Raw genomic sequence first — 22,786 nt, 5'->3', positions numbered from 1 at the left:
TCTCCTTGTAAAACGTTACGAAGAGTGTCACCTAAATGCGCAGCAAGAAGTGTACAAAAGACGACAAATAGTTGTCGAAAGCCGTCAAAATAGCAGCTTCCTGAGTACGTGAGCATGAAACAGTTAGGAGTCCGACAGGCTTCTAGTCTGGTTGTCGATCAGAGCTACACGGTCCAGCAAGCCTGCAATGCAATTAGGGTGACTAATAATTGCCTCAGACGCTGAGTCAAGCAGCTTCGGCGGGCACCGTTGTCAATATATCGATGCCATCGAAGTTGAGTGATGGTTTAGAGACAGGTAGGGTAAGCAGCCTTTTTACTGTCCTACAGTGCTCACCTGCAAACGACTGAATCGACCAGTTACTTCGTCCAGCGTGAGTCACTTACCGAACCAGAAGTCCGATCAAAGGCAACGCCAATGCAAGATGATAATAAGCAAAACGTGAAGATTCGGGTTCGTAACCTGAGCAAAGTCTTCGGCAACCGGCCCAAGCAGGCGCTGGAACTTCGTAATAATGGACTCAAACGTCCCGAAATATTCGAGAAAACGGGTCAGACACTGGCCCTGTCCAATATTAATTTCGATGTTTATGAAGGCGAGTTGTTGGTCATCATGGGGCTATCCGGCTCCGGCAAGTCCACCCTGATCCGTTGCTTCAACCGCCTGATCGAGCCTACCGAAGGCGAAATTGTCATTGATGACGAAGACATTCTGAGCCTCAGCGCCAAAGAGCTGCTTGAAGCCCGTCGCCGTCATTTCTCCATGGTATTCCAGAACTTCGCTCTCTTCCCTCATCGTACCGTGCAACAAAATGCCGAATTCGGCCTCGAAATCCGCGGTGTGGCAAAGCAAAAGCGCCGCGATACTGCTCTCAAAATCCTCAAGCAGGTGGGGCTGGATGGCTGGGAAGAGGCCTATCCCAACCAGCTCTCCGGCGGCATGCAGCAGCGGGTGGGGTTGGCCCGGGCGTTGGCTAACGACGGCACGGTGCTACTGATGGACGAAGCCTTCTCGGCGCTGGACCCGCTGATCCGTGGTGACATGCAGCAGGAGCTGCAAGAGTTGCAGCACCGCACGCAGAAAACCACTGTTTTCATCACCCACGACCTCGACGAGGCCATCAACATCGGCGATCGTATCGTGCTGCTAAAGGACGGCGAGGTCGTACAGATCGGTACCCCAGAGGAGATTCTCACCAAGCCTGCCGACGACTATGTAAAGCGCTTCGTCGAAGGGGTGGACATGTCCAAAATTCTCACCGCCGAACACGCCATGCGTCCGGTGCGGGCGACCGCGCGCGAGAGCGATGGACCGCGTACGACTCTGCGCAAGATGAGTGAAAACAGCATCGATTCCATCTACGTCACATCGCGCAACCGCGCCTTACTTGGCCTGGTGGAAATCGACTCCCTTGAGCTCGCCGCTAAGGAAGGCAAGGACGATATCTGCAATATTATGACTCAGGACTTCCGCAGCGTAGGTCTGAATGAGCCGCTGCAAAACCTGTTTGCCATGTTCAACAAGAAGAACTTTCCTATTGCGGTGGTGGATGACGACAAGCGCCTGCTCGGCGTTGTGGTCAAGGGCACTGTCCTCGATGAACTGGCACAGGTAGGAGAAAACAAGTAATGGCTATCGATATTCCAAGAATTCCGCTGGGCGACTGGATCGAGGGCGGTCTCGACTGGCTGACCAGTGAATTCTCCAACGTGACACGCAGTATCTCGCAAGTTACACAGAACGGTATTGACGGCCTCAACGACGCTCTGATGTGGTTGCCACCCTGGGCGCTGCTATTGATCATCGTCGGCATTTGCTGGAGGGTCTCCAATTACCGTCTGGCCATCGGTGCACTCCTGGGATTGGCACTAGTCTGGAACATGAACTTATGGACTCCGATGATCGAGACTCTGACGCTAGTGGTGATCGCCACCCTGTTGGCCGTCGTCATCGCCTTGCCAATCGGGATCGCCGCAGCACTCTCCGATCGGCTGTATCGCGTCATCATGCCGGGGCTAGACTTCATGCAGACCATGCCGGCCTTCGTCTACCTGATTCCGGCGATTCCCTTCTTCGGCATCGGTTCGGTATCGGCGATTTTTGCCACGGTGATTTTCTCCATGCCGCCAGCCATCCGTTTCACCACCCTGGGGATTCGACAGGTACCGGAGGAGCTGATTGAGGCGTCCGACGCCTATGGTGCTACCCGCAGCCAGAAACTGTTCAAGGTGCAGCTGCCGATGTCCCTGCCCACTGTGATGGCGGGCATCAACCAAACCATCATGCTGGCGCTGTCTATGGTGGTGATTGCCGCTATGATCGGTGCCGGCGGCCTGGGAAGCGAGGTGTGGCGTGCTATTCAACGCCTGCAGCCAGGTGCCGGCTTTGAGGCAGGCATCGCCGTGGTCATCCTGGCCATGCTGCTGGATCGCATCACCCAGTCCCTGGGCAAGGGCCGTAAGTCGTAATCTTCTGTTAGCCCGTGAAGTCATAAACGAACATGATTGAGATGTTAAAGTAAATTTTGTAGCTTCACGCTTCCTGTATTTAGAATTTGTTGTAGAGGTTCATGTACAGTCAGGATCCCGCGGGTTAACGCACCTGCAAGTGATCGGGCTGTGCTGAATAGCCCCGCTTTTATGGTGTCGTTCTGCGGTCGCTCGCTCAAGAGACATATTAGAGTATAGTTTGATTCGGCGGTACCAAACGGTCAGCCGCCTCAGCAAAAAGCTATGGGGTCAGTCATGCGTCCGGTTTCGATTCACGATTTCATCAAAGTAGTGTTCGAGCACGACAGCAGACCACCAGCCCGTCAACCATCCGCAGGGCTCTGTGCAGAGGCGGACAAAAACGGGGTAGCGGCTACTCCTGGAGCGTTCAAGTTCGGAAAGGCGTGGAAGATTGATCTCGACACGTATTATGAGGAAATGGAAATGCGACTGTTTGGGCTCACCCCTGTTTATGACGATGCCACCGACGAAGAAGCCCTATTTCTTGCAGAGCTAGGAGCAAGACTGTCGTCCCGAGTGTGGGGTGGGCCGCCCGATGGACGGCTTAGAGAAATTGTGCAGGTGACTACTCTCCGCCCTTCAGGCGAAGCTTTCCACTTCTTAGGCAGCGACCGGCAACTTGCCGGAATTACGCGAGCCTCGATGGGCAGAGACCAACAGTCCTTCGGCCTTTAATTTCAAAACTCCTTTGTGCTTGGTGTTTAAAGCGGCTACTGTTACACATAGCAGTATGAACAAAGTATTAAAAAATATATAAATTAGTATCTTAGACGCACTTCACTCTTTGGTGTAAAAATACTAAAAAATAGCGTGAAACATTGATCAATCAAACCGTTATTTCAAACATCTTTACTTTATCGATGTTTTTTCAATGCGGTTGCTCTAGCAAGTGTCCATCCGGAAACCAGTGATTTCCAGCACCACGTCTGATCGTATTTTATACAGTCGTGTGGTGGTCAATCTACCATTAGCGGCAGCGGGCGGCATCTCGCTCTGGGGCCATTGTTTTGGCCATTCTGCAGACGGCCGAAGGCCGTGCCACTCATTCTGGCGTGATATGTCTCTTGTTCAGCGGCTACCCATTCAGGTCTGAAGCAGTCGTGCCAGCAACAGCACGTTTCTCGAGACCACCGCAGACCAGACGTACGATCTGAAGTGTTCAAGTCCTTTCCAGGTGCAACGGGACAGGCCATAGGCACGCTTCAGACAGGAGAAGTTGCCCTCGATGCCGGCACGGAAGTTCCTGAGCTTGCGATACACCCAGGGGCTCTTGACCATCTCACTGACCTTGAGCCCCTTCTTTTTATGGAAGGCAACGTCTTTGGTGCCCAGCGCCTTGGCCGCCGCCAGGTTCTCCTGGCTGGCATAGCCGCCATCCGTGGCGACCTGGCGCGGTGGACGTCCGTAGATCGTTGTCTGCCGCGCCATCATCGGCAGGAAACGGGCGGTATCAGCCGGGTTGCCTGACTCGATCACCACATCAAGCACGAGCCCACTGCGGCCAGTGGTGAGATTCAGCTTGTGACCGAACGCGACGTCTCTGGCGCCTTTGATGATGATGTCGGTATGCGGCTCGAACAGGCTGAAGACCTTCTTATCCGCCGGCACGGTCTCGTCCTTGAATACCCGCCGCTGCGTCTGATCCATCACCGCGGCGCCCAGAGCTTCGAGCGCTTCAGCCGACGCGATCCACGCACGGATCTTGCTGTTTGCAGGTGCGCTGGCCACCGCCTGAACACGTGCAAGACAGACGTACTGAAGTGAACGGCTGGCGACCTTGAGCAGCTTGCGGTAGGCCGGTGGTCGTTTGCGCTTCACGGTGTACTGCAGCTGGTACGCCAGCCGTTTCGTCACGCGGCGATGGTTGTGCCATTGGACCGGTCGCTCGAGCATGAGACCGTCGAACCGCTTCAACAGTCGCACGCTCTCGCGGACGACATCGTGCAACAGGGCGCTGTCTGAGGGTGTGGTAATGGGCGAGTCCGTGACCGTGCTGTCGATACGCACAACTCGACCGGTTTCAGCCTTGTGAACGCTGGCTGTGTCCAGCAACAGCAGATTGAGCTTCTCCCAGGTATCTGCCGTGATCGCTTCAATGCCGGCCTGCAAGGCTGACTTTTGAGGACAGCCCATGGCCAGACGCGCGAAGCCTCTGAGCGAGATGGAATCCTGAAGGAAGAAGGCCAGTTCCTGATACGTCAACTGTCTGGACTGCTTCAGTATGGCACACCGCAGAATGGACTCGACCGACAGGCCTTTACGCCCGGTGCTGGCCAACGTCCGATCACGGAGATCAGACTCGACCCAGTCCAGCACGATCGGATGGGCGTCGAGCAGGTTGGACATGGCTTCGAGCTCGATGTCGTGTTCAAGGACAGAATCGAATAGACTGGGCTGGACGGTGCGTTTCTGACGCATTGTTGCCTCTCTTGTTTGCGTTTTGTCATGATATTCAATGGTTTGACTGTTCATGATAGCAAAAACAAGTAGAGGCTTCTCCTCTTTTATTGTAATTAAGTAGAAAATTCAGACACTTACGTTTCCGGATGAACACTAGCAAGTTCCTGCTGTAGCTCCATGCAATGAAATTCGAGTGACAAGTTTTCTTTTACCATTACATCCGATAGCTGCGCACGCCCAAGACACGACACAAATCACTGACTGTGTGGGCTCTCTTAAGCTCTTTGACTAGCGAAAATCGTTCATGCTGTCGAAGATTAAAAGAGTCAAAGCCTTTTTTAATATATCTTTCTCGATTTCCAGGCACTTAATCTGCCGCTTCAGTTCTGCAATCTCGCGCTGCTCATCTGTCAGCGGTTGACCCGGCAAAACATGACCTGGACGCTCGCTCTTTAATTTTCGAACCCACTTGTCGAGCGTGGATTTACCCACACCCATAGCTTGTGCAGCGTCTCGAAAGGAGTAGCCCCGGTCGATAACCAGCTGGGCACATTCGACTTTAAAATCAGGACTGGAACGAGGCCCTACTTTTCTAGGGGCTGTTGACGTTTCATTACATCGGCAACCATAAAAATCCACAAGCCATGGCGACGACGCTCTCATAGTTGCGTTTCAATTTGTCATAGCGCGTCGCCAGCCCACGAAAATGTTTCAAGCGTGCAAACGCATTTTCCACCAAATGACGGTGGTGATATAACGACCAATCCATATCTGCATTACCTATGACCGAATTCGACTTTCTTGGAATTACGGCGATGGCACCTCTGCTTCTAATCTGTTCGCGAATCTTTTCACTGTCATAACCTTTGTCCGCTATCACGGCTTTAGCCGGCGGTAATGGTTCAATTAATTCGCTTGCCGCCGTGCTGTCATGGATCTCGCCGCCCGTTACTGTAAACTCAATCGGTAAGCCGTAACTATCGACTGCCAAATGAATTTTTGTTGTATTTCCGGCGCGACTTTTACCGATAGCTTGCGAGTCAGCACCTCTTGCGCCCGTGCTATGCTGATGGGCTTTCACATAGCTTCCATCAATAAATTCCCACTCAGTATCCGGTTCGCTGACCAGGTTTTTGAACAGCAGCAACCATTTTCCTTTTTTTGACCACTCATTGAATCTTTTATACACCGAGTTCCATCGACCGAAACAAGAAGGTAAATCTCGCCACGGACAACCCACTCTCAGTCGATAAAACATGCCTTCGACCATCATCCGCAGGTCGCGCTTGTTATAAATATTTTCTTGAAGCATCATTCCTTTTAGCTTCGACCAGTGCTCATCACTGAGCATGAATCGGGGCATGGCAAACTCGTTTTATTGGTGGTGTAGGAACCTTAATATTACGAGTTTACCTATTTTATTCAATGCCTTATGCGAAAACGTCAACAGCCCCTAGTCATTATTGAATCACTGGTCATGTTTGAGTGCATTTTAGCAACTCCAATCACGTGACCAAATTCATTATGCCACTACAGACAGGCACCGTTGGTACACTGTTAGCTGCCCCTGAATCAACCTCTCTAAATTGAGCGTTGCTGGCCGGCCGCACGCCGGCGATCTTGATCGGCGTTAACGTACACTTGCTCAGTGAACGCGGCACTGGCATGGCCAAGCTCTTCTGATATATGACGGATATCGGCGCCGGCCTCGATGGCCTGGCTGGCACCGGTATGTCTCAGGTAATGAGTCTCTGAGGTGATCGCTTTCAGTTGATCTGACTCACTTTGCAGACCTTCATCACTCATTCGTTTAACCGCCAGCATCACCGGAACCCGCAGCATGGAAGACAACGGGTACGGTGGCCGACCGTTCTGGCCCATGGTGGCGGCGAATCCTATGCGGTTAGCGATAGCTATATTATCGCTGATTTTGGAAAGTTATTCAGAGGTTCCTTAATTCACTTAGGTCGCCCACCACAACGATTGCTGAGCATGCAGAAAGATGGTGAACAGGTCGAACCGACGTCACGGGTCAGTTAAACCCGTTTTGGTCGAAGAGTTAACATCTCGCTTTACCATTTGGGCACTGACGTGCGGATAGCCCATTAGGGTCCGATGCCACTGGCATCATTATAAAGACCGGATATACGTGTGCAGTCGTACCTGTCGATCATCGTATCTTGTGCTTGCAACCGCGGAGGACTCCATATACGACCAAAGTCAAGAAAATAAGGCAGAACTACGCTGACACACAGGGGGCTACCCCGGGAAAAACGATTTCAGGTTTAGACTTATTGACCGTAGGCCGAAGCCAGCGTCAGATCACAGATTCGTTGGGCTGACACAACACGACGATTGATCGGGAGATACGGAATAGCGAGGAGATGGAGTATGACGCCTGATCAGGCGTTTACTGAGACTGATCAAGGGCGCCTTTAAGGCGCTGACATTAAACAACGGCAGTGAATTCGCCGATCTCCAAAAATGATCAAGGCGCTCAACAATCGTCTCGAAGAACGGCTGGGGTACCGAAGACCTGCAGGGGTGTTTTGAAACGAGCATTCAGACGCCCTCAAAACTTGTGGTGAGCTTATTACTTGAGCTTAGGGCCACCCAGTCTCACAAGTTTATCCCCATTTTAAGGGCCAGTTTAGCTTAGTAATCGCCACCGCGGGCAAAGGGATATGCATGCCTTTGCCCGCGGTTCACCGGGATCTTCCCTCAATGTTCCTATGAACGGTGACCTTGATTAAAAAGTTATTCTATTTCTTCGTAGGGAAGGCCCACGTAGTTTTCCGCAATGGTTTTACGTCCAGCTTCTGATTCGACAAAATACCCCAGCTCAGTTTGCAATATACGCTTGGTAAAGGCATCGTTGTCCGGAAAGTCGTGCAACATGTTGGTCATCCACCAAGAGAAACGCTCGGCCTTCCAAACTCTGCGCAGACAGATCTCAGAGTATCTGTCCAGCAGATCCACACGGCCTTCCTGATAGACTTTGGCTAAGATACGGTACATCGTATTCACGTCACTAGCAGCCAGGTTGAGTCCCTTGGCCCCAGTTGGCGGGACTATGTGAGCGGCATCACCGAGCAGGAACAGCTTGCCGTATTGCATCGGCTCCACCACGAAGCTGCGCAACGGCGCTATGCTCTTCTCTATAGACGGGCCAGTCACCAGCTTGGCAGCTTGCTCGGCGGGTAGGCGGCTACGAAGCTCGTCCCAGAATCGCTCGTCGGACCAGTCTTCTACTTTTTCGGTCGTCGGCACCTGTACATAATAACGGCTGCGGGTAGATGAGCGCATGCTACACATCGCAAAGCCACGTTCATGACGCGCGTAGATCAACTCTTCATGCACCGGGGGGGTATCCGCTAGCATACCCAGCCAGCCGAAAGGGTAAACCCGTTCAAACTCGGTTAGCACCTCGGGTGGAATCGACTTGCGCGATACACCATGGAAACCGTCACAACCGGCGATGTAATCACAGTCCAGGCGATGGGTTTCACCGTCTTTTTCAAAGGTAATGTAAGGGTTGCCACTCTTCATATCATGTGGCTGAGCGTTGCTAACCTGGTAGATGGATTGAGCGCCACAGGCTTCGCGGGCGGCCATCAGATCACGGGTAACCTCGGTCTGGCCGTAGACCATAACGGTCTTACCATCGGTCAGGGTTTTCAGATTGATGTACTCCAGCTGGCCATTGAGTGCCAGTTCAAAGCCATCGTGCACCAAGCCTTCGGCGTCCATCCGTTCGCTAACACCAGCCTCACGTAGTAGGTCAACCAAACCTTGCTCAAGTACGCCGGCTCGAATGCGGCTCAGCACGTATTCCGGTGTCTGGCGCTCTATAATTATATTGTCGATACCTGCCTTATGCAGTAACTGACCCAGTAAAAGGCCCGCAGGTCCAGCACCAATAATTGCAATTTGTGTTTTCATAATTTCCTCTATGGCCGGTATTAAGGTGGCTAACGTTAATGGGGCAGACCCGACTTCAGTTTCTCTTGACGAGCTCAGAATACCTTGGTCATATTGATTCGGAACAGGTCACCCTGAGGACTGTTCTTTACATCATATTCGTTTAGGTAAGCGGCGCTCATGCCAAGGCCCAGACTTGGCCAGAAATAGCCAGCTTCCAGGCCTAAGGCGTGCTTTTCTAACTTGCCCTGCTGCGCGTCGCCGCCGATGTTTTCTTCTAGCTGCCAGCCGTCATAACCGATTAGCCCCAGCTCAATACCGTTATCCAGAAGCTTGCCCAGCCCCCATTCCACCAGGTAACTGTCGCTCCGATCGACGCGATTGTCGTCATCGAAGTTGATTTCATAGCGGGACAGGGCTGAGAAAGACCACGTCTTAGCGGGATTGAGATAGTAGGTTCCGCCCAAAGTGAGCATTGCGCTTTTGTAGCCCTTGCCGGCAGCCGCAGGCTCGGAGGTACTACCGTTATCGAACCAGATACCGGACGCGAAGACCGCATCCCACTGCCCTCCGTGCCAGCCCAGAATCACGGGGCCGACAAAAATATCGCCCACGCCAGTGTCGGAGCTGTCGATGCCTGCGATATTGAAGTCCAACGAGGTATGTTGAATCGGAATAATAGTCTCGAAGCCGTAATCGGCATTGAGAAATTTCTTGTCGGTAATATGGATAAAACGATTGGCCAGGGCGGTGACCGAGCCTGTGTTGCTGCCGGGTAAGGCATTACCATGGTTGTTGCTAAGCTGATCAATTTCGTACTGAACTGCGTAGCCTCGATAGTAGGTGCCGGGAGGTGGCACGGAAGATCCCTTAACCCCTTCGACCCCGGGTACATAATGACCAGTTACCGCCAGTACAGTCGGAGAGGTCAGCAGCATGGCCGCAGCCAGAGGCGCAAAGACGAGGGCTTTATTTTTACGAGACGTTATAGAACCTAAAATTTTCATAGACATCCTTATTGTTGTTTAATCAGAGCAGGGTGCGACCCTGCCAATATTATTGTTGATATCAGGTTTCAAGTGAGGCCTACCGCCATTACGAAGGAAGTCACTATTGAATTAACAAAGCTAAAACATTCCATCAGTGAGTAGTAATGAATAATTGACCTTTTTGTATATTGTTTTTGATATAAATAAGTGAAAAATGCCGAATTCAAGATTAGCTATTGAATGAATAACAGGATCAACGAAATAGTGATAAAGGCGGTGATGGTGGTTAACATGAGGGTGCTGGCGGTGAAGTTACGGTATCCGTACTGCGTGCCAAAAATAGGATAAATGCTCATCATCGGCATGGCGGCCAGCAGAACAGCCGCCAGTTGTAGCTCGGGGTTGAACGGCGGTAGCAGCCAGATTATTAAGCCTACAAGCAGAGGATGGATCAATAACTTACCGATCAAGACGGGTGTGATACCAGAAAGCGTGCCTTTGAGCGGACTACCAACCAGAGCAATGTCATCAACTTAAGACATTTCCCCAAAAATATCATATAATTAGAGCTCAACCATCAACGAGGAAATGCCCTATGGAGCACAATAAAAAAACAACGTTTGACAACCCAACCGACATTCTTTCCGAAAATTGTACATAAAATAACCAGCTTACTGAGCTGCCCCGAGTTTATTGCCCAGCATCGCACCCATCCGAAGCACTTTACCCGCAAACGCCATCTGACCTTCCGCAATCTGATCCTGTTTCTGCTGAATCAGCCCAAAAGCGCCCTGCAAACCGAACTGGATGCCTTCTTTCAGGCGCTCAATGGCTCGACCTTTGAAACCCAGGTGGTCACCGCCCAAGCCTTCAGCAAAGCCCGCCAGAAGCTCAGCGCGTCAGTTTTTGAGGCTCTCAACAGCGCCCTGCAAGCCCAGATGGATGAGCTGGGGCTGCACAAGACCTGGCAGGGCCTGCGCCTGCTGGCCGTGGACGGCTCCAGCATGCACTTGCCGCTGGAAGACCCACTGGCCAAGCACTTTGGTACCCACAACGGGTTGCCGGTGGCCCGAGTGTCGGTCCTGCAAGACCTGCTGTCCAATCAGACTCTGCACACCCTCCTGATCACGCCGGATGTGGATGAGCGGGGCTGTGCCAGCATGCACCTGAAGCATGCTCCTGACCACAGTCTGATTCTGTTTGATCGGGGCTATCCCGCGCACTGGCTCTTTGCCGAGCTACAGCGCTGTCAACAGCAATTCCTGATGCGCCTGACACTGACCCATTCCCGAGAAGTCCGCGCGTTTGTGGATTCTGGAAAAGACGACGACACCGTCTCGATGACGTGCCGGCACGGGTTATCCCGACAGGTCTGTAGGCAGTCCGGCGTTGATCCGGACACGGCCCTCCAGATCCGGTTGATCCGGGTGACGCTGCCCACCGGGGAAACGGAAGTGCTGGCCACCTCACTCCTGGACACCGGGGCCTTCCCCGCCGAGCTCTTTGCCGACCTGTACCAACGGCGCTGGGGCATCGAGACCGACTACCGCCGGCTTAAGCAAACCCTGAGCCTGGAAAACGTCAGTGGCCGGACGGTCTGTGCCGTACAGCAGGACATCCACGCCTGCCAACTGCTCAAGAACCTGGCCCTGCTGATGCAGGCCCTACAGCAGCCCGACATTGAGCGCAAAACCGCACACCGGAAACTGGCCTGGAAGGCTAACTTCACCCAGGGCGTGTCTCGCCTGAAGCATACCCTCGTTGCCCTTCTGGTGAGGCCCAGCTGTGAGGCCCTGGATAACCTGTGGCGCCTGTTGGGTAACAGCTTGAGTGCAGTGCGTCCCGGGCGAAGTAGCCCACGACGCCGAAAACGACTGGCCACCAAAGGCTGTGAAGGGTACAAGCCGACTCGCTGACCGACACCACCCCGGCGGCGTATAACAAGACTTCCTGACAGACTGTGCCGGCCACCGGTCGAATGGTTCTCGCCCTGAATAACGCTTAAACCGCTCTGACACACCGGCAAATACACCATTGACGGTCTTTGGCGCTGATTTCGGGTTAGGCTCTGATTTTAATCGCCTGTCGATTCAATAATAGGCTGTCTCACGATTGGCAATCTTGGTGACTCAGAGGATCATAATGGACTTCTGGGGCTTAAGTTGATGACATTGCCAACCAGAGAGGCGCCGATCACGAACAGGGCGATCGCCGCCGAAGAACGGCCAAGCATCTCCAGTGTAGTGCTGACGGCTTGTGGCAAGGAAATGTCGAGCGATGAAATCACGATGCCGGAGGTGATGGAGATCACCAGCGGGTTGCGCAATATCCGTTGGGGTAGTTTGATCAATACCCGACCTAGAGACATACCGATACTGCGCGAGGCATGGAATTCCAGCAGCGTCATCGACAACGGGATAATAAGTAGGGTCTCTACCAACATGGCCATGGCCAGGGCCTGGCCGGCAACATTGTCTAATACTTGTAATAGCACTGCAAAGCCGAAATAAGGGGTATTTGACACAGTCATTCCCATGGCTTTGAGTGAGGCTAAAACCGGCTCATTTTTTAAAATCTTCAAGGTCAGTAGCAGGCCGAGCCCTATCATCAACAATGAGCCAAGTGCATAAGCCAATATAAAGCCGGGCTCTATGACCTCTTCGATATCCATGGAGCTCAAGGTGTTCACTATCAGGCTCGGCAGGGCAAAGTAGAGTACAAATCGTCCTAAGCCGGGAATGGCTTCGTAGGGAAGTAATCGCGATCGTACGGCAGCGTAGCCTATGGCAATTAGCAGGAAAATAGGGGCGGTAATGGACACTATGGCCAGCATGGGTTGGTTCCGTCATTGGTTAGAAACAAGGAGGACATGAGACCGGGTGCTGTAGTCATTGACTCCCATGCTGCGGGTTCAGTGCGTGTAATTCTTTTACAGCTCCAGCGACCGGGCGATAAAGACGCGATCTGCGGGATTGAATAAATGCTGCACGAAGAGAACATTATTCCTGTCAGCTTTATTTTAGCAATGAGTGCCTGCAAGAACGAACGCGGCTAGCGTGATCTAAACACTCACTAGGTCAAGGGAGTCAGCCAACCGTTCGTCAGTCTGAATATGAATATCGGTGTCGACGACACACTCGGATGGATTTACAGCAACGACACCAAGGCATCTAACATTCACAACATAGTATCCGCCGATAAGCTTCTGCACGGTTAAAAACGGCGGCAGGTCATGCTCAGCCCTGACCGGCCTCAGCCAATATTTCTTCGAACCAGGTTGGGGTGGCGCCTCCTTCCAACAGATTCTGTTGCAGCTGGGCCAGGTTCAGTTCGATACCGCATTGCTCCCTGATGAGCGAAAATAGATGGCGATCTCCGCTGCTTGCCAGTTTGCAGGCTGCCTTTACCAGCTCGGCCGCCTGATCCCGAGGCATGTTGCGAGCTAAAGCGAAGGTCGCGGCTTCGGCGTAGATCATGCCGTTGTGCAGTCCCAGATTTGCCTGCATTTTTTCGGTGTTAACCACAAGGTGGTTAAGCGCGTGTTCGGCATGATTCAGCGCCACCGCCGTTGTCATCAGCATGCCGGGCAATACCATCCATTCCTGAGTCCAGGCGCTTCCGCTACGTTCGTGCTCCTGCAGCATGGCTTGATGCATTTGGCCCACTTGGCCGGCATTGTGGCGAGCCATGGCTACAACGATTTCGGCGTTTACCGGGTTGCATTTCTGCGGCATAGTGGATGAGCCTCCGCCATTCGTGAAGGTGATCTCACCCACTTCTGTCTGGCTCAGCAACAGCCAATCCAGTCCAATTTTTCCGAGCAGCCCAGTGGTCAATGATAGCCAGTCCGCTAGCTCTACGAGGCTGTCACGTTGGGTGTGCCAGCCACGCCCGGGAGCCAGTTCTAGTCGTTCGGCTAGGCGCTCGGCAATGGCCGGAGCCTGCTCTTGCATGGAGGCCAGAGTGCCCACTGCACCAGCCAGCTGCAGCTTGAGTAGGCGTGGTGTCAGCTGCGTTAGCCGCTGCTGCTGGCGCAGCAGCGGCGCCAGCCAGTTGGCAACCTTGAAGCCGAAGTTCATCGGTACCGCTTGCTGGGTACGGGTGCGGCCGGCGATCAGGGTATGACGCTGCGCATTTGCCAGGCGGGCGAGTTGATCGATAATCCCTCCAAGGCGTGCCTGATAAAGGCCGAGGAGCTCGCGGCAATTCAAAACTAAGGCGGTATCGACGATATCTTGACTGGTGGCACCAAAATGCACCCAGCGGGCGTGCTCGGCAGGCAGAGACTGTTTTAGCGCCTCGACCAACGCCGGTACCGGCACACCGGCGGCGCCGGTACCGGGCGCGAGCTCACTGGTAGGAAATTCCAGCACGGAGGCGGCGTGTGCGATGGCATCGGCGGCGGCGGCGGGGATAAGTCCACAATCGGCCTGTGCCAGCGCCAGCTCACCTTCTACATTCAGCATGGCGCGAATTTGGGCATCATCGCCAAGGTAACGGGCGGCTTCATTGTCAGATAAAAGCTGGCGGAACAGAACGGAATCAAAGGGAGCGATGGAAAACATGTCGGCCTCGCTGAATTAACGGTTGCTGGGTCGATGCTCAAGCGCGATTTACCCGGCACCTAGCGATACCAACTCGCAAGATGGTATCGCTATAGTGAAACATACACAGGCTCCCGCTAGGATATGAGTGCATGATAGGAGCCGGATAACGCTGGCCTATAACGTCTTATTCCACGAATTCTAGAGCGATAGCGATGCCTTGGCCAACGCCGATGCACATACTTGCCAGAGCGTAGCGTTTGCCGCGGCGCCTCAGCTCCAGCGCCGCCGTGCCAGTGATGCGGGCGCCCGAGGCGCCCAGAGGATGACCCAGAGCGATGGCGCCACCGTTAGGATTGACGTGTTCGGCATCGTCCGCCAGCCCCAGATCCCGGGCACTAGCCAGGGCCTGAGAGGCAAAGGCTTCGTTTAGCTCAATCACCTGGAACTGGTCAATGGTCATACCTAGACGCTTGCACAGCTTCTTGCTGGCCGGGGCTGGCCCAAAGCCCATGATACGCGGCTCCAAACCAGCGGTAGCGCCGCCCAGAATCTTGGCGATAGGGCGAAGGCCGTATTTCTTAACCGCATGCTCGGAGGCGATGATCAGTGCTGCAGCAGCGTCGTTGACGCCAGACGCATTGCCGGCCGTCACCGTGCCGCTGCCGTCCTTGCGGAACGGTGCCTTCAGCTTGGACAGCGCCTCGGCGGTGGTGTCAGGACGGGGATGCTCGTCGGTTTCCACGACTATGGAATGACCCTTTCGCTGAGGAATGGTGACTGGCACGATTTCCTCGGCGAAGATACCGGCAGCCTGAGCTTTGGCGGCACGCTGCTGGGACCGCAGGGCGAAGGCATCTTGGTCGGCGCGGCTGATGTTGAACTGCTCGGCAACGTTGTCACCGGTTTCGGGCATGGCGTCCACACCGTACAACTCGGCCATTTTCGGATTGACAAAACGCCAGCCGATGGTCGTGTCGTGCACTTCGTTGGTGCGGGTAAAGGCACTGGTGGCCTTGGGCATTACGAACGGCGCCCGGCTCATACTTTCGGTGCCGCCTGCGATGATCAGATCGGCTTCACCGGACTTGATGGCGCGGGCGGCGTTGATAATGGCGTCCATGCCGGAGCCGCACAGCCTGTTGATGGTAGTGCCTGTGACGGCGACCGGATAACCGGCCAACAGCAGCGACATACGCGCCACGTTCCTGTTGTCTTCACCGGCCTGGTTAGCACAGCCGAAGATCACATCGTCGATCGCGGTGGGGGCCAGGCCCGGATTGCGCTCCAGCAGCGCCCTGAGTGGCACGGCGCCGAGATCGTCAGGTCGCACAGCCGAAAGGGCGCCGGCGTAACGGCCGATGGGGGTGCGTACGTAATCACAAATGTAAGCGGTGGCCATGTGGTTTTTCCTTATTTGCCGGCGTGAGCACGGGCTGTTCGCTCGTTGAGGGCACGCAATGCCGACAGCTCTGGCTCGTTCGGGGCCTGGGTCTCGGTCACCTGCTCGGCGTAGCGTACTGTCCAGCCAGTGTTGTCTTGAATTTGCGCGCGGGTCACGCCCGAGTGAATGGAGGTGACGATGAATTCCTTGGTTAACGGGTCGGTTTCCATCACACATAAATCGGTGATCAGCCGGCTCGGACCCTTTGTCTTGACGCCCAATTGTTCACGCTCCTTGCCGGTTTTTCCGTGGCCGAGGGAGGTGATGAAATCCACTTTGTCGACGAAGCTGCGCTTAGACTGTTTCATCACAATGAAGATCTCGCCACAAGAGGTGGCGATTTCTGGGGCGCCGCCACCGCCGGGCAGGCGAACCTTCGGCTTGTGATAGTCACCTACCACTGTTGTGTTGATGTTGCCGAATTTGTCGAGCTGGGCCGCGCCCAGAAAGCCGACGGAGATACGGCCGCCCTGCAGCCAGTAGCGGAACATCTCGGGTACCGAGACGGTCGTCACCGCGGTATCGCACAGATCGCCGTCACCGATGGACAGCGGCAACACGTCGGGCTTGGTGCCGATGGTGCCAGACTCGTAAATCAGGGTCACATCGGGGGCATGGGTCAGCCGTGCCAGGTTACAGGCGGCGGAGGGCATGCCGATGCCGACAAAGCAGACATCGTCTTTGCGAATAGAGCGAGAGGCGGCTACCGTCATCATTTCGGTTGGGGTATAGCTCATGTTATTGCTCCTGCCATTTAACGCGTTGGGCAAAAACCTCTGGGCCAACCTCCATCACATTTTCCTTGATCCAGTCGAGGAAGGTGTCGCGATCGGAGGCGATGGGATCCCAGTTTTTATAGAAAGCGTTGTCACGGGGATAATATCCCATGGCGTAGGAGGGATGGGCGCCACCCCGAACCAGTGCGATGGCGGATATCGTCCAGGCCGGCAAAATGCAAGCATTGGTGTGCACGTCATCGAAGTCGTCGACAATCTCTTCCACAGTAACGATGGCACGCTTGGCGGCCAGCACGGCTTCTTTCTGTACGCCAACGATTCCCTCAATAAGTACATCGCCATTCTTGTTGGCTTTCTGGGCATGGATAATAGTTACATCCGGGCGGATAGCCGGCACAGAAGCCAGTCGCTCACCGGTAAAGGGGCATTCAACGAAGCGGATATTAGGATTGACCTCAGCCAGTTCGGCGCCCAAGTAGCCGCGGAACACGGCACAGGGCAGACCGGCGGCGCCGGCTTCATAGGCGTTGGCCATAGCGGCGTGGCTGTGCTCTTCAATTTCTAGCTGATGGGGCCAAGCCTGCTCATAAGCGTCGCGCAGGCGGCGCAAAGAACCAACGCCCGGATTGCCACCCCAGGAGAACATCATCTTTTTGGCGCAGCCGGTGCCGATCAGCTGGTCGTAGATAATGTCCGGAGTCATGCGGATCAGGGTCAGGTTCTTTTTCTGCTGTCGAATGATTTCATGGCCAGCAGCATGAGGGATCAGGTGGGTGAAACCTTCCATGGCGACCACATCGCCATCACGCAGGTTATGTGCGATTGCTTCTTTCAAGGATACAAACTTAGCCATTTGGATTACACCTCGAAAAACACGGTTTCTTTGTCGCCCTGCATATGAATATCGAATCGATATTCCACACCGGTGCCGGTTTCTTTACGTTGGGCAATCAGGGACTGGCGACGCTCGGCAGGTACTTTGTTCAGTGCGGGGTCGGCCTGGTTAGCTATGGCTTCATCGGCAAAGTAGATGCGGGTGTAGGCATGGCTCAGCAGACCACGCAGAAAAACCACGACGGTGACGAACGGCGCGTGACCATCCTGAGCTGCACCCGGTTTGACGGTATCGAAGTTGAAACTTCGATCAGGGCTGGCGCCTGTTCCACAGCGGCCAAAACCCAGAAAACCCTCATCCAGCGTTCTGTCGGCGCGATTATCCAGCGGATGGTTAAAGCGACCAGCAGCATTGGCCTGCCAGATTTCGATCATGGCATCGTCCACGACGGTGCCATGTCCATCGAATACCTGACCGGTAATGCGGATAAGTTCACCCTGTACCTCGTTCTTCACCAGCTGACTGCCGGCGACCTGGGAGTTGGGGTAGTGATACTGCTGGGCAGTCAGACCGAAGGCGAAGTAGGGACCAACGGTTTGCGACGGGGTTTGTTTCATCGTCATGGCTCAAGCCTCCACAGGGGTGGCGTTTACACCACGCAGCACAATGTTAAAAATATAACCCAGGGCGAAGCCCTCTTCTGTCACATCTAATGAAAATTCGCTGACCAGCCGGTCACGGGCTTCCGCCGGGGTGGCTTTGAAGATGGGATCCAGAGGCAGTAGGGGATCGCCGGGGAAGTACATTTGAGTCACGATGCGAGTAGCAATAGACGGACCGAATAGGGAAAGATGGATATGGTTCGGGCGCCATGCGTTGGGATGGTTGCCCCAAGGATAGGCGCCGGGCTTAATAGTGTAAAACTTGTAGCGGCCTTCGGCGTTTGTCATGCAGCGACCCGATCCTAAGAAATTGGGATCCAGCGGCGCATCGTGCTGGTCGGTTTTGTGTACGTAACGGCCGGCCGCATTAGCTTGCCAAATCTCGATCAGGGTGTTGGCCACAGGCTGGCCAAATTCATCGAACACATGACCGGTCACCACGATGCGCTCACCGATGGGCTCGCCATTGACCTGGCCGTTCTTGCTCAGATCGTGATCCAGTGGTCCTAATACTTCGGGGCCGAAGGCCGGCCCGGTCAGTTCGGCCAGCTCGGGATCGATCTTCACAAGGCTCTGAGACACGCCCCGCTGGGTAGATGACTTGTACTCGGGCGAAATGTAAGCGGGCTGGCTAGGCCAGTCTCTATTGGTTAGGTTATTCATGATTATTGTTCCTTTTTGTATTCGGGTTCGTTATAGACTTCCTTGGCAATGCGGAAGGCGACATTTGAGAAGGGTACGCCGGCATACACGGCGAGATGCAATAGAGTTTCCTGTACTTCTGTCTTGCTGGCACCGGTATTTCGCGTGGCGCGAATATGCATGGCCAGCTCTTCTTCATGGCCGAGTGCGGCCATCAGTGCGATGGTCAACAGGCTGCGATCCCGCTTGCTCAGGCCTGGCCGGCTCCAGACTGAACCCCACGCCCCTTCTGTAATAAACGTTTGGAAAGGTTCGTCGAAAGCGACTTTGTTGGCTTCTGCCCGATCCACATGACTGTTGCCCAGCACTGAACGGCGAACCTTCATGCCTTGGTCAAAACGGCTCAGCTCCGGGTTGTGCTGATTAAGAAAATCGATGATTAACGCCGCCAACGCCGCCGGTTGCTCAACGCAGGGCAGGTGACCGGCACGGTCAATCACTTCAAAGCAGCTGTTGGTGATCAGCGCCGCTGTGCTCTTCACAAGCGACGGCGGAGTGGCGCCGTCTTGATCGCCGACCACACATAAAGTTGGCTGAGTCAAACGCGCCGAGCTTTCGCTCATATCCGCATCACGGATGGCGGCACACGTGCCGATATAGCCTTCCACTGGGGTGCGTACCAGCATGTTACGCCACAAGGCCACGTCAACCGGCTTTTGGGTGCGGAACTCGGTGGCGAACCAACGTTCCATTACCGCATCGGCGATGAATTCAATGCCCTGACTGCGGACAGTACTGATGCGATCTTCCCAACCTTGGGCGGGACCAATTTTGTGTGCGGTGTCGCACAGAATCAATTCCTTGACCAGTTCGGGCCGCCGGGCAGCTACACCCTGAGCGATAATGCCGCCCACAGAGAGCCCACAAAGAGCCACTTGGCTGAGATCGAGTTGATCAAGAAGACTAATCAGATCATCGATGTGTTCGTCAATATGGTACGGCGCTGGGGGACAATCCGAGAGTCCGTGGCCGCGTTTGTCGTAACGTAAAAAGCGGTATTGGCTGGCCAGCAATGGCAGCAGAGTTTCCCACACACGCAGATCTGTGCCGAGTGAATTGGAGAAGACCAATAATGGCAAATGGCTGGGGCCTTCCAGTCGGTAATGGAGCATGACTCCGTTGATTGCCAAGGTCTGTATCATGATGCTTGCCTGCATTGGCTATTTAATGTGATTGTTTCAATGTCACCTAAAGCAGTGGGTATGTAAAATAAGGTTTTAGCAATTTTATATATCGAAAATGGTATGACGTTCGCGTGTGCCATCAAATATCGCGGCGAAATGCCGAATAGAGTACAACTATTGCAAAGCGGCCGAACCGGAGACTGTCCAGGCCTGCCCGCCGCTTTATCGATAAAACCGAAGATAATTAATCTGGGTTCGTTTGATGATCTATCACAAAGGCTAAGTTGTTCAGAACGCGACATTAAAGAGTCGTCTAAACCTGATGCATATCGATTTTGATATATATCTTGGCAGAAATTTCATTATTAACCGCAGAGATAAATTACTAGAGTCGGTTAACAGAAAAACAACTATATTGAAAGGACGTCTTATGCCTACTAGTTCCTATCAAAACTTTGAGTTACAGCCGCTCGCAGGACATTGGCGGGCAGGCCAGTCGGAGCGCAAGCTGCAGGTTGTTAACCCCTTTAACCAAGAAAACCTGTTGGAGTTGAATCTAGCCACCAAAGAAGATCTCGACGAGTCCTTTATTGCAGCCCGTGAAGCTCAGAAAAGCTGGGCGCTTATGGCGCCAGCCGCTCGCGCTGCCATCATGCTGAAAGCCGTGGCGATCTTTGATCAGCGTCATGACGAGATTGTCGAATGGATTATTGCGGAGTCGGGCAGCACCCGTATCAAGGCCCAAATAGAATGGGGGGCGGCCCGAGCGATCACACTGGAAGCCGCCAGCTTCCCGTCTCGGGTTCACGGCTTTATTTTACCTAACGATATTCCGGGGAAGGAAAGTCGGGTCTACCGCAAACCGCTGGGCGTGGTGGGCGTAATCAGCCCCTGGAATTTCCCCCTGCACCTAACCCAGCGCTCGGTGGCGCCGGCCCTAGCCCTGGGAAACGCCGTGGTGATAAAACCGGCCAGCGATACGCCGGTTACCGGCGGCCTGCTGATAGCGCGCATCTTTGAAGAAGCTGGTTTGCCTGCAGGCGTGCTGAGCGTGGTGGTCGGTTCCGGCGCCGAGATTGGCGATACCTTCGTTGAGCACCCGGTTCCTAGTTTCATTTCCTTCACCGGCTCCTCTGAAGTCGGCCGTAATATCGGTCGCCTGGCCTGTGGTGGCAAGTACCTTAAGCATGTGGCTCTAGAGCTGGGCGGCAACAGCCCCTTCGTCGTGCTGGCCGATGCGAACGTCGAACTGGCTGTTAATGCTGCCGTGGTCGGCAAGTTCTTGCATCAAGGTCAGATTTGCATGGCAATCAACCGAATCATAGTAGAGCAACCACTGGTCGAGGAATTTACCCGCCGCTATACAGAGCGGGTCAAGGCACTTCCTTACGGTGATCCGAGCAAGGCTGACACAGTGGTTGGCCCAGTGATCAACGCCAAACAGTTGCAGGGCCTACTTCAGAAAATCGAAACCGCCAAGGCCGAAGGTGCCAAAGTGTTGGTCGGCGGCGATCCCCAGGGCAACGTGTTGCCGCCTCATGTATTCGGCAATGTCACTGCCGGCATGGAGATTGCCCGCGAAGAAATCTTTGGTCCCTTGGTGGGCATTCAGGCGGCCCGCGACGAGCAGCACGCACTTCAACTGGCCAATCAAAGCGAATACGGCCTGTCGAGCGCCGTCTTTTCCGGCAGCCTTGAGCGTGGCGTGCGCTTCGCCCAAGGTATTCATGCGGGCATGACTCATGTCAATGACATGCCGGTCAACGATGCACCCAACGCTGCTTTCGGTGGTGAAAAGAGCTCGGGCCTGGGCCGTTTCAACGGCGAGTGGGCTATCGCGGAGTTCACCACCGACCATTGGATTACTGTACAGCATGAGCCGCGTCGGTATCCGTTCTAAAAAAATCTAACAAAAAGTGAGGAGTGTTCCAGATGTCAGCGATTCGTTCCAAGGTAATATCCTTTGCAGTTGCCGGGCTGGCGCTGCCGGTGGCACTGGCGACTTTCTCTGCCAGCGCCAGCGGTGATGGGCAGTGGAAGGGTGGGGAGGATGTCTATCAGAAAGTTTGTGGGCATTGTCATGAAACCAAGGGCGATATTGGTCCGGTGTTAGCCGGTCGTAGTCTGCCGCCGGCCTATATTAGCTATAGGGTGCGTAATGGTTACCTGGCCATGCCGGCCTTTCCCGCCTCCTTTATTGATGATGCGTCTTTGCAGCAAGTTAGCGACTATATTCAGCAATTGCCAGCCCCGGATCAGGAGCAAAAATGAGCATCAAGCGTCGTTCCGTACTCAAAGGCATGACCCTGAGCGGATTGGCCGGTCTGACCTTGGGCCGCGCCGGTCTGGCCAGTGCCGGCACTTCCGCCGCGACCCTAACTCGCAAACCGTTGATGGTGCTAGTCAGCGGTGCCGAGGCCGAGGCGGCCTTTGCCGCTGGCGCCCAGTCTAATCCCGCTGCCGGTATCGTCACAGTATTGCGCACCGATCACGGGCTGGAATTTATATCTTCCTTGCAACGACAGCTGAACGCCTCGAACGGTGAACGCATTATTGGCTTGGTAGACGATGCCACTGGCGCTCTGATCCTGGATCTGGCCCGCAGTGCCGGCGCGCGTCTTCATTGGTCTGGACAGCATGTCACCGAGGGCGGCCAGTCCCGTCACCGGTTGTCGGCCACTCCGGGTGTGATCGATTGTATCGGTCAGTTTTCGGGCCTGACCGACGGCTGTAGTCGTCCATCAAGCTTGGCGAATCAGTCACTGACCGCTGGTCGCCATTGGGCACCGGCCCTGGGTTTTTCCCTGTCCTCGCCGGATCCGGGCCGCCGCTACCTGCGGGCGGCGCCGCCCAAACAGGCCCCAGCATTGACTGGCCACTATGTTTCATTTTTTATTGAGACCTGAAGGAATTCGATA

General features: G+C 54.4%; 22 protein-coding genes. 7 read left to right on the top strand and 15 right to left on the bottom strand.

Going from position 1 to position 22,786, the window contains the following annotated elements:
• Positions 1 to 417 precede the first annotated feature (417 nt).
• From ATI45_RS05305 to ATI45_RS22180, 3 genes are all read left to right on the top strand, one after another.
• Positions 418 to 1,629 carry a quaternary amine ABC transporter ATP-binding protein gene (locus tag ATI45_RS05305; RefSeq protein WP_098418584.1) on the top strand — a complete coding sequence of 404 codons (1,212 nt, stop codon included), beginning with the start codon at positions 418 to 420 and terminating at the stop codon, positions 1,627 to 1,629.
• A complete protein-coding gene (locus ATI45_RS05300) occupies positions 1,629 to 2,468 on the top strand; it encodes an ABC transporter permease (RefSeq protein WP_228706215.1) in 840 nt (279 codons plus the stop codon). Before ATI45_RS05305 ends, ATI45_RS05300 begins: the two co-directional genes overlap by 1 nt.
• A gap of 276 nt (positions 2,469 to 2,744) precedes the next feature.
• Positions 2,745 to 3,185: a hypothetical protein gene (locus ATI45_RS22180; protein WP_179888223.1), complete on the top strand. Its 441-nt coding sequence runs from the start codon at positions 2,745 to 2,747 to the stop codon at positions 3,183 to 3,185.
• 408 nt (positions 3,186 to 3,593) lie between these two features.
• Here ATI45_RS22180 and ATI45_RS05295 read toward each other — a convergent pair whose 3' ends face one another.
• From ATI45_RS05295 to ATI45_RS05265, 7 genes are all read right to left on the bottom strand, one after another.
• Positions 3,594 to 4,928: an ISNCY family transposase gene (locus ATI45_RS05295; RefSeq protein ID WP_098418583.1), complete on the bottom strand. Its 1,335-nt coding sequence runs from the start codon at positions 4,926 to 4,928 to the stop codon at positions 3,594 to 3,596.
• A gap of 270 nt (positions 4,929 to 5,198) precedes the next feature.
• A complete protein-coding gene (locus ATI45_RS05290; RefSeq protein ID WP_098418582.1) occupies positions 5,199 to 5,573 on the bottom strand; it encodes a transposase in 375 nt (124 codons plus the stop codon).
• A complete protein-coding gene (locus ATI45_RS05285) occupies positions 5,524 to 6,273 on the bottom strand; it encodes an IS5 family transposase (RefSeq protein ID WP_098418337.1) in 750 nt (249 codons plus the stop codon). The genes ATI45_RS05290 and ATI45_RS05285 overlap by 50 nt, the downstream gene beginning before the upstream one ends.
• 218 nt (positions 6,274 to 6,491) lie before the next feature.
• Positions 6,492 to 6,791, bottom strand: coding sequence for a tyrosine-type recombinase/integrase (locus tag ATI45_RS05280; protein WP_098418581.1), 300 nt, complete (start codon positions 6,789 to 6,791; stop codon positions 6,492 to 6,494).
• Between the two features lie 876 nt (positions 6,792 to 7,667).
• Positions 7,668 to 8,852, bottom strand: a complete 1,185-nt coding sequence (gene pobA / locus ATI45_RS05275) for a 4-hydroxybenzoate 3-monooxygenase (protein ID WP_098418580.1) — start codon at positions 8,850 to 8,852, stop codon at positions 7,668 to 7,670.
• Positions 8,853 to 8,926: 74 nt separating this feature from the next.
• The gene (locus ATI45_RS05270) at positions 8,927 to 9,838 is read right to left on the bottom strand and encodes a SphA family protein (protein ID WP_218925900.1); all 912 of its coding nucleotides are present in this window, start codon (positions 9,836 to 9,838) and stop codon (positions 8,927 to 8,929) included.
• A 215-nt stretch (positions 9,839 to 10,053) separates the two neighbouring features.
• Entirely contained in the window at positions 10,054 to 10,290 is a 237-nt protein-coding gene (locus ATI45_RS05265; protein WP_098418579.1) for a hypothetical protein, read from the bottom strand.
• Between the two features lie 150 nt (positions 10,291 to 10,440).
• Between ATI45_RS05265 and ATI45_RS05260 the strand changes: the two genes are divergently transcribed.
• Positions 10,441 to 11,736, top strand: coding sequence for an IS4 family transposase (locus ATI45_RS05260; protein ID WP_098418186.1), 1,296 nt, complete (start codon positions 10,441 to 10,443; stop codon positions 11,734 to 11,736).
• Positions 11,737 to 11,957: 221 nt separating this feature from the next.
• Here ATI45_RS05260 and ATI45_RS05255 read toward each other — a convergent pair whose 3' ends face one another.
• The 8 genes from ATI45_RS05255 to pcaD form a co-directional block, all read right to left on the bottom strand.
• The gene (locus tag ATI45_RS05255) at positions 11,958 to 12,653 is read right to left on the bottom strand and encodes an AEC family transporter (RefSeq protein WP_098418578.1); all 696 of its coding nucleotides are present in this window, start codon (positions 12,651 to 12,653) and stop codon (positions 11,958 to 11,960) included.
• A 403-nt stretch (positions 12,654 to 13,056) separates the two neighbouring features.
• Positions 13,057 to 14,385 (bottom strand): class-II fumarase/aspartase family protein, encoded by a 1,329-nt coding sequence (locus ATI45_RS05250; protein WP_098418577.1) that lies wholly within the window; start codon positions 14,383 to 14,385, stop codon positions 13,057 to 13,059.
• Positions 14,386 to 14,551: 166 nt separating this feature from the next.
• A complete protein-coding gene (pcaF, locus tag ATI45_RS05245) occupies positions 14,552 to 15,766 on the bottom strand; it encodes a 3-oxoadipyl-CoA thiolase (RefSeq protein ID WP_098418576.1) in 1,215 nt (404 codons plus the stop codon).
• 11 nt (positions 15,767 to 15,777) lie between these two features.
• Positions 15,778 to 16,545, bottom strand: a complete 768-nt coding sequence (locus ATI45_RS05240; RefSeq protein WP_098418575.1) for a CoA-transferase subunit beta — start codon at positions 16,543 to 16,545, stop codon at positions 15,778 to 15,780.
• Position 16,546: 1 nt separating this feature from the next.
• A complete protein-coding gene (locus ATI45_RS05235; protein WP_098418574.1) occupies positions 16,547 to 17,398 on the bottom strand; it encodes a CoA transferase subunit A in 852 nt (283 codons plus the stop codon).
• A gap of 5 nt (positions 17,399 to 17,403) precedes the next feature.
• Entirely contained in the window at positions 17,404 to 18,003 is a 600-nt protein-coding gene (gene pcaG / locus ATI45_RS05230) for a protocatechuate 3,4-dioxygenase subunit alpha (protein ID WP_098418573.1), read from the bottom strand.
• A 3-nt stretch (positions 18,004 to 18,006) separates the two neighbouring features.
• Positions 18,007 to 18,705: a protocatechuate 3,4-dioxygenase subunit beta gene (gene pcaH, locus ATI45_RS05225; protein WP_098418572.1), complete on the bottom strand. Its 699-nt coding sequence runs from the start codon at positions 18,703 to 18,705 to the stop codon at positions 18,007 to 18,009.
• A gap of 2 nt (positions 18,706 to 18,707) precedes the next feature.
• Complete coding sequence (gene pcaD, locus ATI45_RS05220; protein WP_098418571.1) at positions 18,708 to 19,886, bottom strand: 3-oxoadipate enol-lactonase; 1,179 nt, start codon at positions 19,884 to 19,886, stop codon at positions 18,708 to 18,710.
• A gap of 412 nt (positions 19,887 to 20,298) precedes the next feature.
• Between pcaD and ATI45_RS05215 the strand changes: the two genes are divergently transcribed.
• From ATI45_RS05215 to ATI45_RS05205, 3 genes are read left to right on the top strand one after another with little or no spacing between them, the layout of a single operon-like run.
• Positions 20,299 to 21,768: an aldehyde dehydrogenase family protein gene (locus ATI45_RS05215; RefSeq protein WP_098418570.1), complete on the top strand. Its 1,470-nt coding sequence runs from the start codon at positions 20,299 to 20,301 to the stop codon at positions 21,766 to 21,768.
• Between the two features lie 32 nt (positions 21,769 to 21,800).
• Positions 21,801 to 22,139, top strand: coding sequence for a c-type cytochrome (locus ATI45_RS05210; RefSeq protein ID WP_098418569.1), 339 nt, complete (start codon positions 21,801 to 21,803; stop codon positions 22,137 to 22,139).
• Positions 22,136 to 22,774 (top strand): hypothetical protein, encoded by a 639-nt coding sequence (locus ATI45_RS05205; RefSeq protein WP_098418568.1) that lies wholly within the window; start codon positions 22,136 to 22,138, stop codon positions 22,772 to 22,774. Before ATI45_RS05210 ends, ATI45_RS05205 begins: the two co-directional genes overlap by 4 nt.
• The last annotated feature ends 12 nt before the right edge of the window (positions 22,775 to 22,786 follow it).

Source organism: Marinobacter sp. LV10MA510-1 (genome assembly GCF_002563885.1).
GTDB lineage: Bacteria > Pseudomonadota > Gammaproteobacteria > Pseudomonadales > Oleiphilaceae > Marinobacter.
This window is presented reverse-complemented; position numbering and strand designations above follow the sequence as displayed.

Excerpts from the sequence above, each read along its gene's own strand:
- ATI45_RS05280 (WP_098418581.1), bottom strand. The coding sequence starts at position 6,791 with ATGGGCCAGAACGGTCGGCCACCGTACCCGTTGTCTTCCATGCTGCGG.
- ATI45_RS05300 (WP_228706215.1), top strand. The coding sequence starts at position 1,629 with ATGGCTATCGATATTCCAAGAATTCCGCTGGGCGACTGGATCGAGGGC.
- ATI45_RS05270 (WP_218925900.1), bottom strand. The coding sequence starts at position 9,838 with ATGAAAATTTTAGGTTCTATAACGTCTCGTAAAAATAAAGCCCTCGTC.
- ATI45_RS05240 (WP_098418575.1), bottom strand. The coding sequence starts at position 16,545 with ATGAGCTATACCCCAACCGAAATGATGACGGTAGCCGCCTCTCGCTCT.
- ATI45_RS05215 (WP_098418570.1), top strand. The coding sequence starts at position 20,299 with ATGCCTACTAGTTCCTATCAAAACTTTGAGTTACAGCCGCTCGCAGGA.
- pcaH (WP_098418572.1), bottom strand. The coding sequence starts at position 18,705 with ATGAATAACCTAACCAATAGAGACTGGCCTAGCCAGCCCGCTTACATT.
- pcaF (WP_098418576.1), bottom strand. The coding sequence starts at position 15,766 with ATGGCCACCGCTTACATTTGTGATTACGTACGCACCCCCATCGGCCGT.
- ATI45_RS05285 (WP_098418337.1), bottom strand. The coding sequence starts at position 6,273 with ATGCCCCGATTCATGCTCAGTGATGAGCACTGGTCGAAGCTAAAAGGA.
- ATI45_RS05235 (WP_098418574.1), bottom strand. The coding sequence starts at position 17,398 with ATGGCTAAGTTTGTATCCTTGAAAGAAGCAATCGCACATAACCTGCGT.
- ATI45_RS22180 (WP_179888223.1), top strand. The coding sequence starts at position 2,745 with ATGCGTCCGGTTTCGATTCACGATTTCATCAAAGTAGTGTTCGAGCAC.
- ATI45_RS05250 (WP_098418577.1), bottom strand. The coding sequence starts at position 14,385 with ATGTTTTCCATCGCTCCCTTTGATTCCGTTCTGTTCCGCCAGCTTTTA.
- ATI45_RS05305 (WP_098418584.1), top strand. The coding sequence starts at position 418 with ATGCAAGATGATAATAAGCAAAACGTGAAGATTCGGGTTCGTAACCTG.
- ATI45_RS05205 (WP_098418568.1), top strand. The coding sequence starts at position 22,136 with ATGAGCATCAAGCGTCGTTCCGTACTCAAAGGCATGACCCTGAGCGGA.
- ATI45_RS05255 (WP_098418578.1), bottom strand. The coding sequence starts at position 12,653 with ATGCTGGCCATAGTGTCCATTACCGCCCCTATTTTCCTGCTAATTGCC.
- pcaG (WP_098418573.1), bottom strand. The coding sequence starts at position 18,003 with ATGACGATGAAACAAACCCCGTCGCAAACCGTTGGTCCCTACTTCGCC.
- ATI45_RS05210 (WP_098418569.1), top strand. The coding sequence starts at position 21,801 with ATGTCAGCGATTCGTTCCAAGGTAATATCCTTTGCAGTTGCCGGGCTG.
- ATI45_RS05295 (WP_098418583.1), bottom strand. The coding sequence starts at position 4,928 with ATGCGTCAGAAACGCACCGTCCAGCCCAGTCTATTCGATTCTGTCCTT.
- ATI45_RS05290 (WP_098418582.1), bottom strand. The coding sequence starts at position 5,573 with ATGAGAGCGTCGTCGCCATGGCTTGTGGATTTTTATGGTTGCCGATGT.
- pcaD (WP_098418571.1), bottom strand. The coding sequence starts at position 19,886 with ATGATACAGACCTTGGCAATCAACGGAGTCATGCTCCATTACCGACTG.
- pobA (WP_098418580.1), bottom strand. The coding sequence starts at position 8,852 with ATGAAAACACAAATTGCAATTATTGGTGCTGGACCTGCGGGCCTTTTA.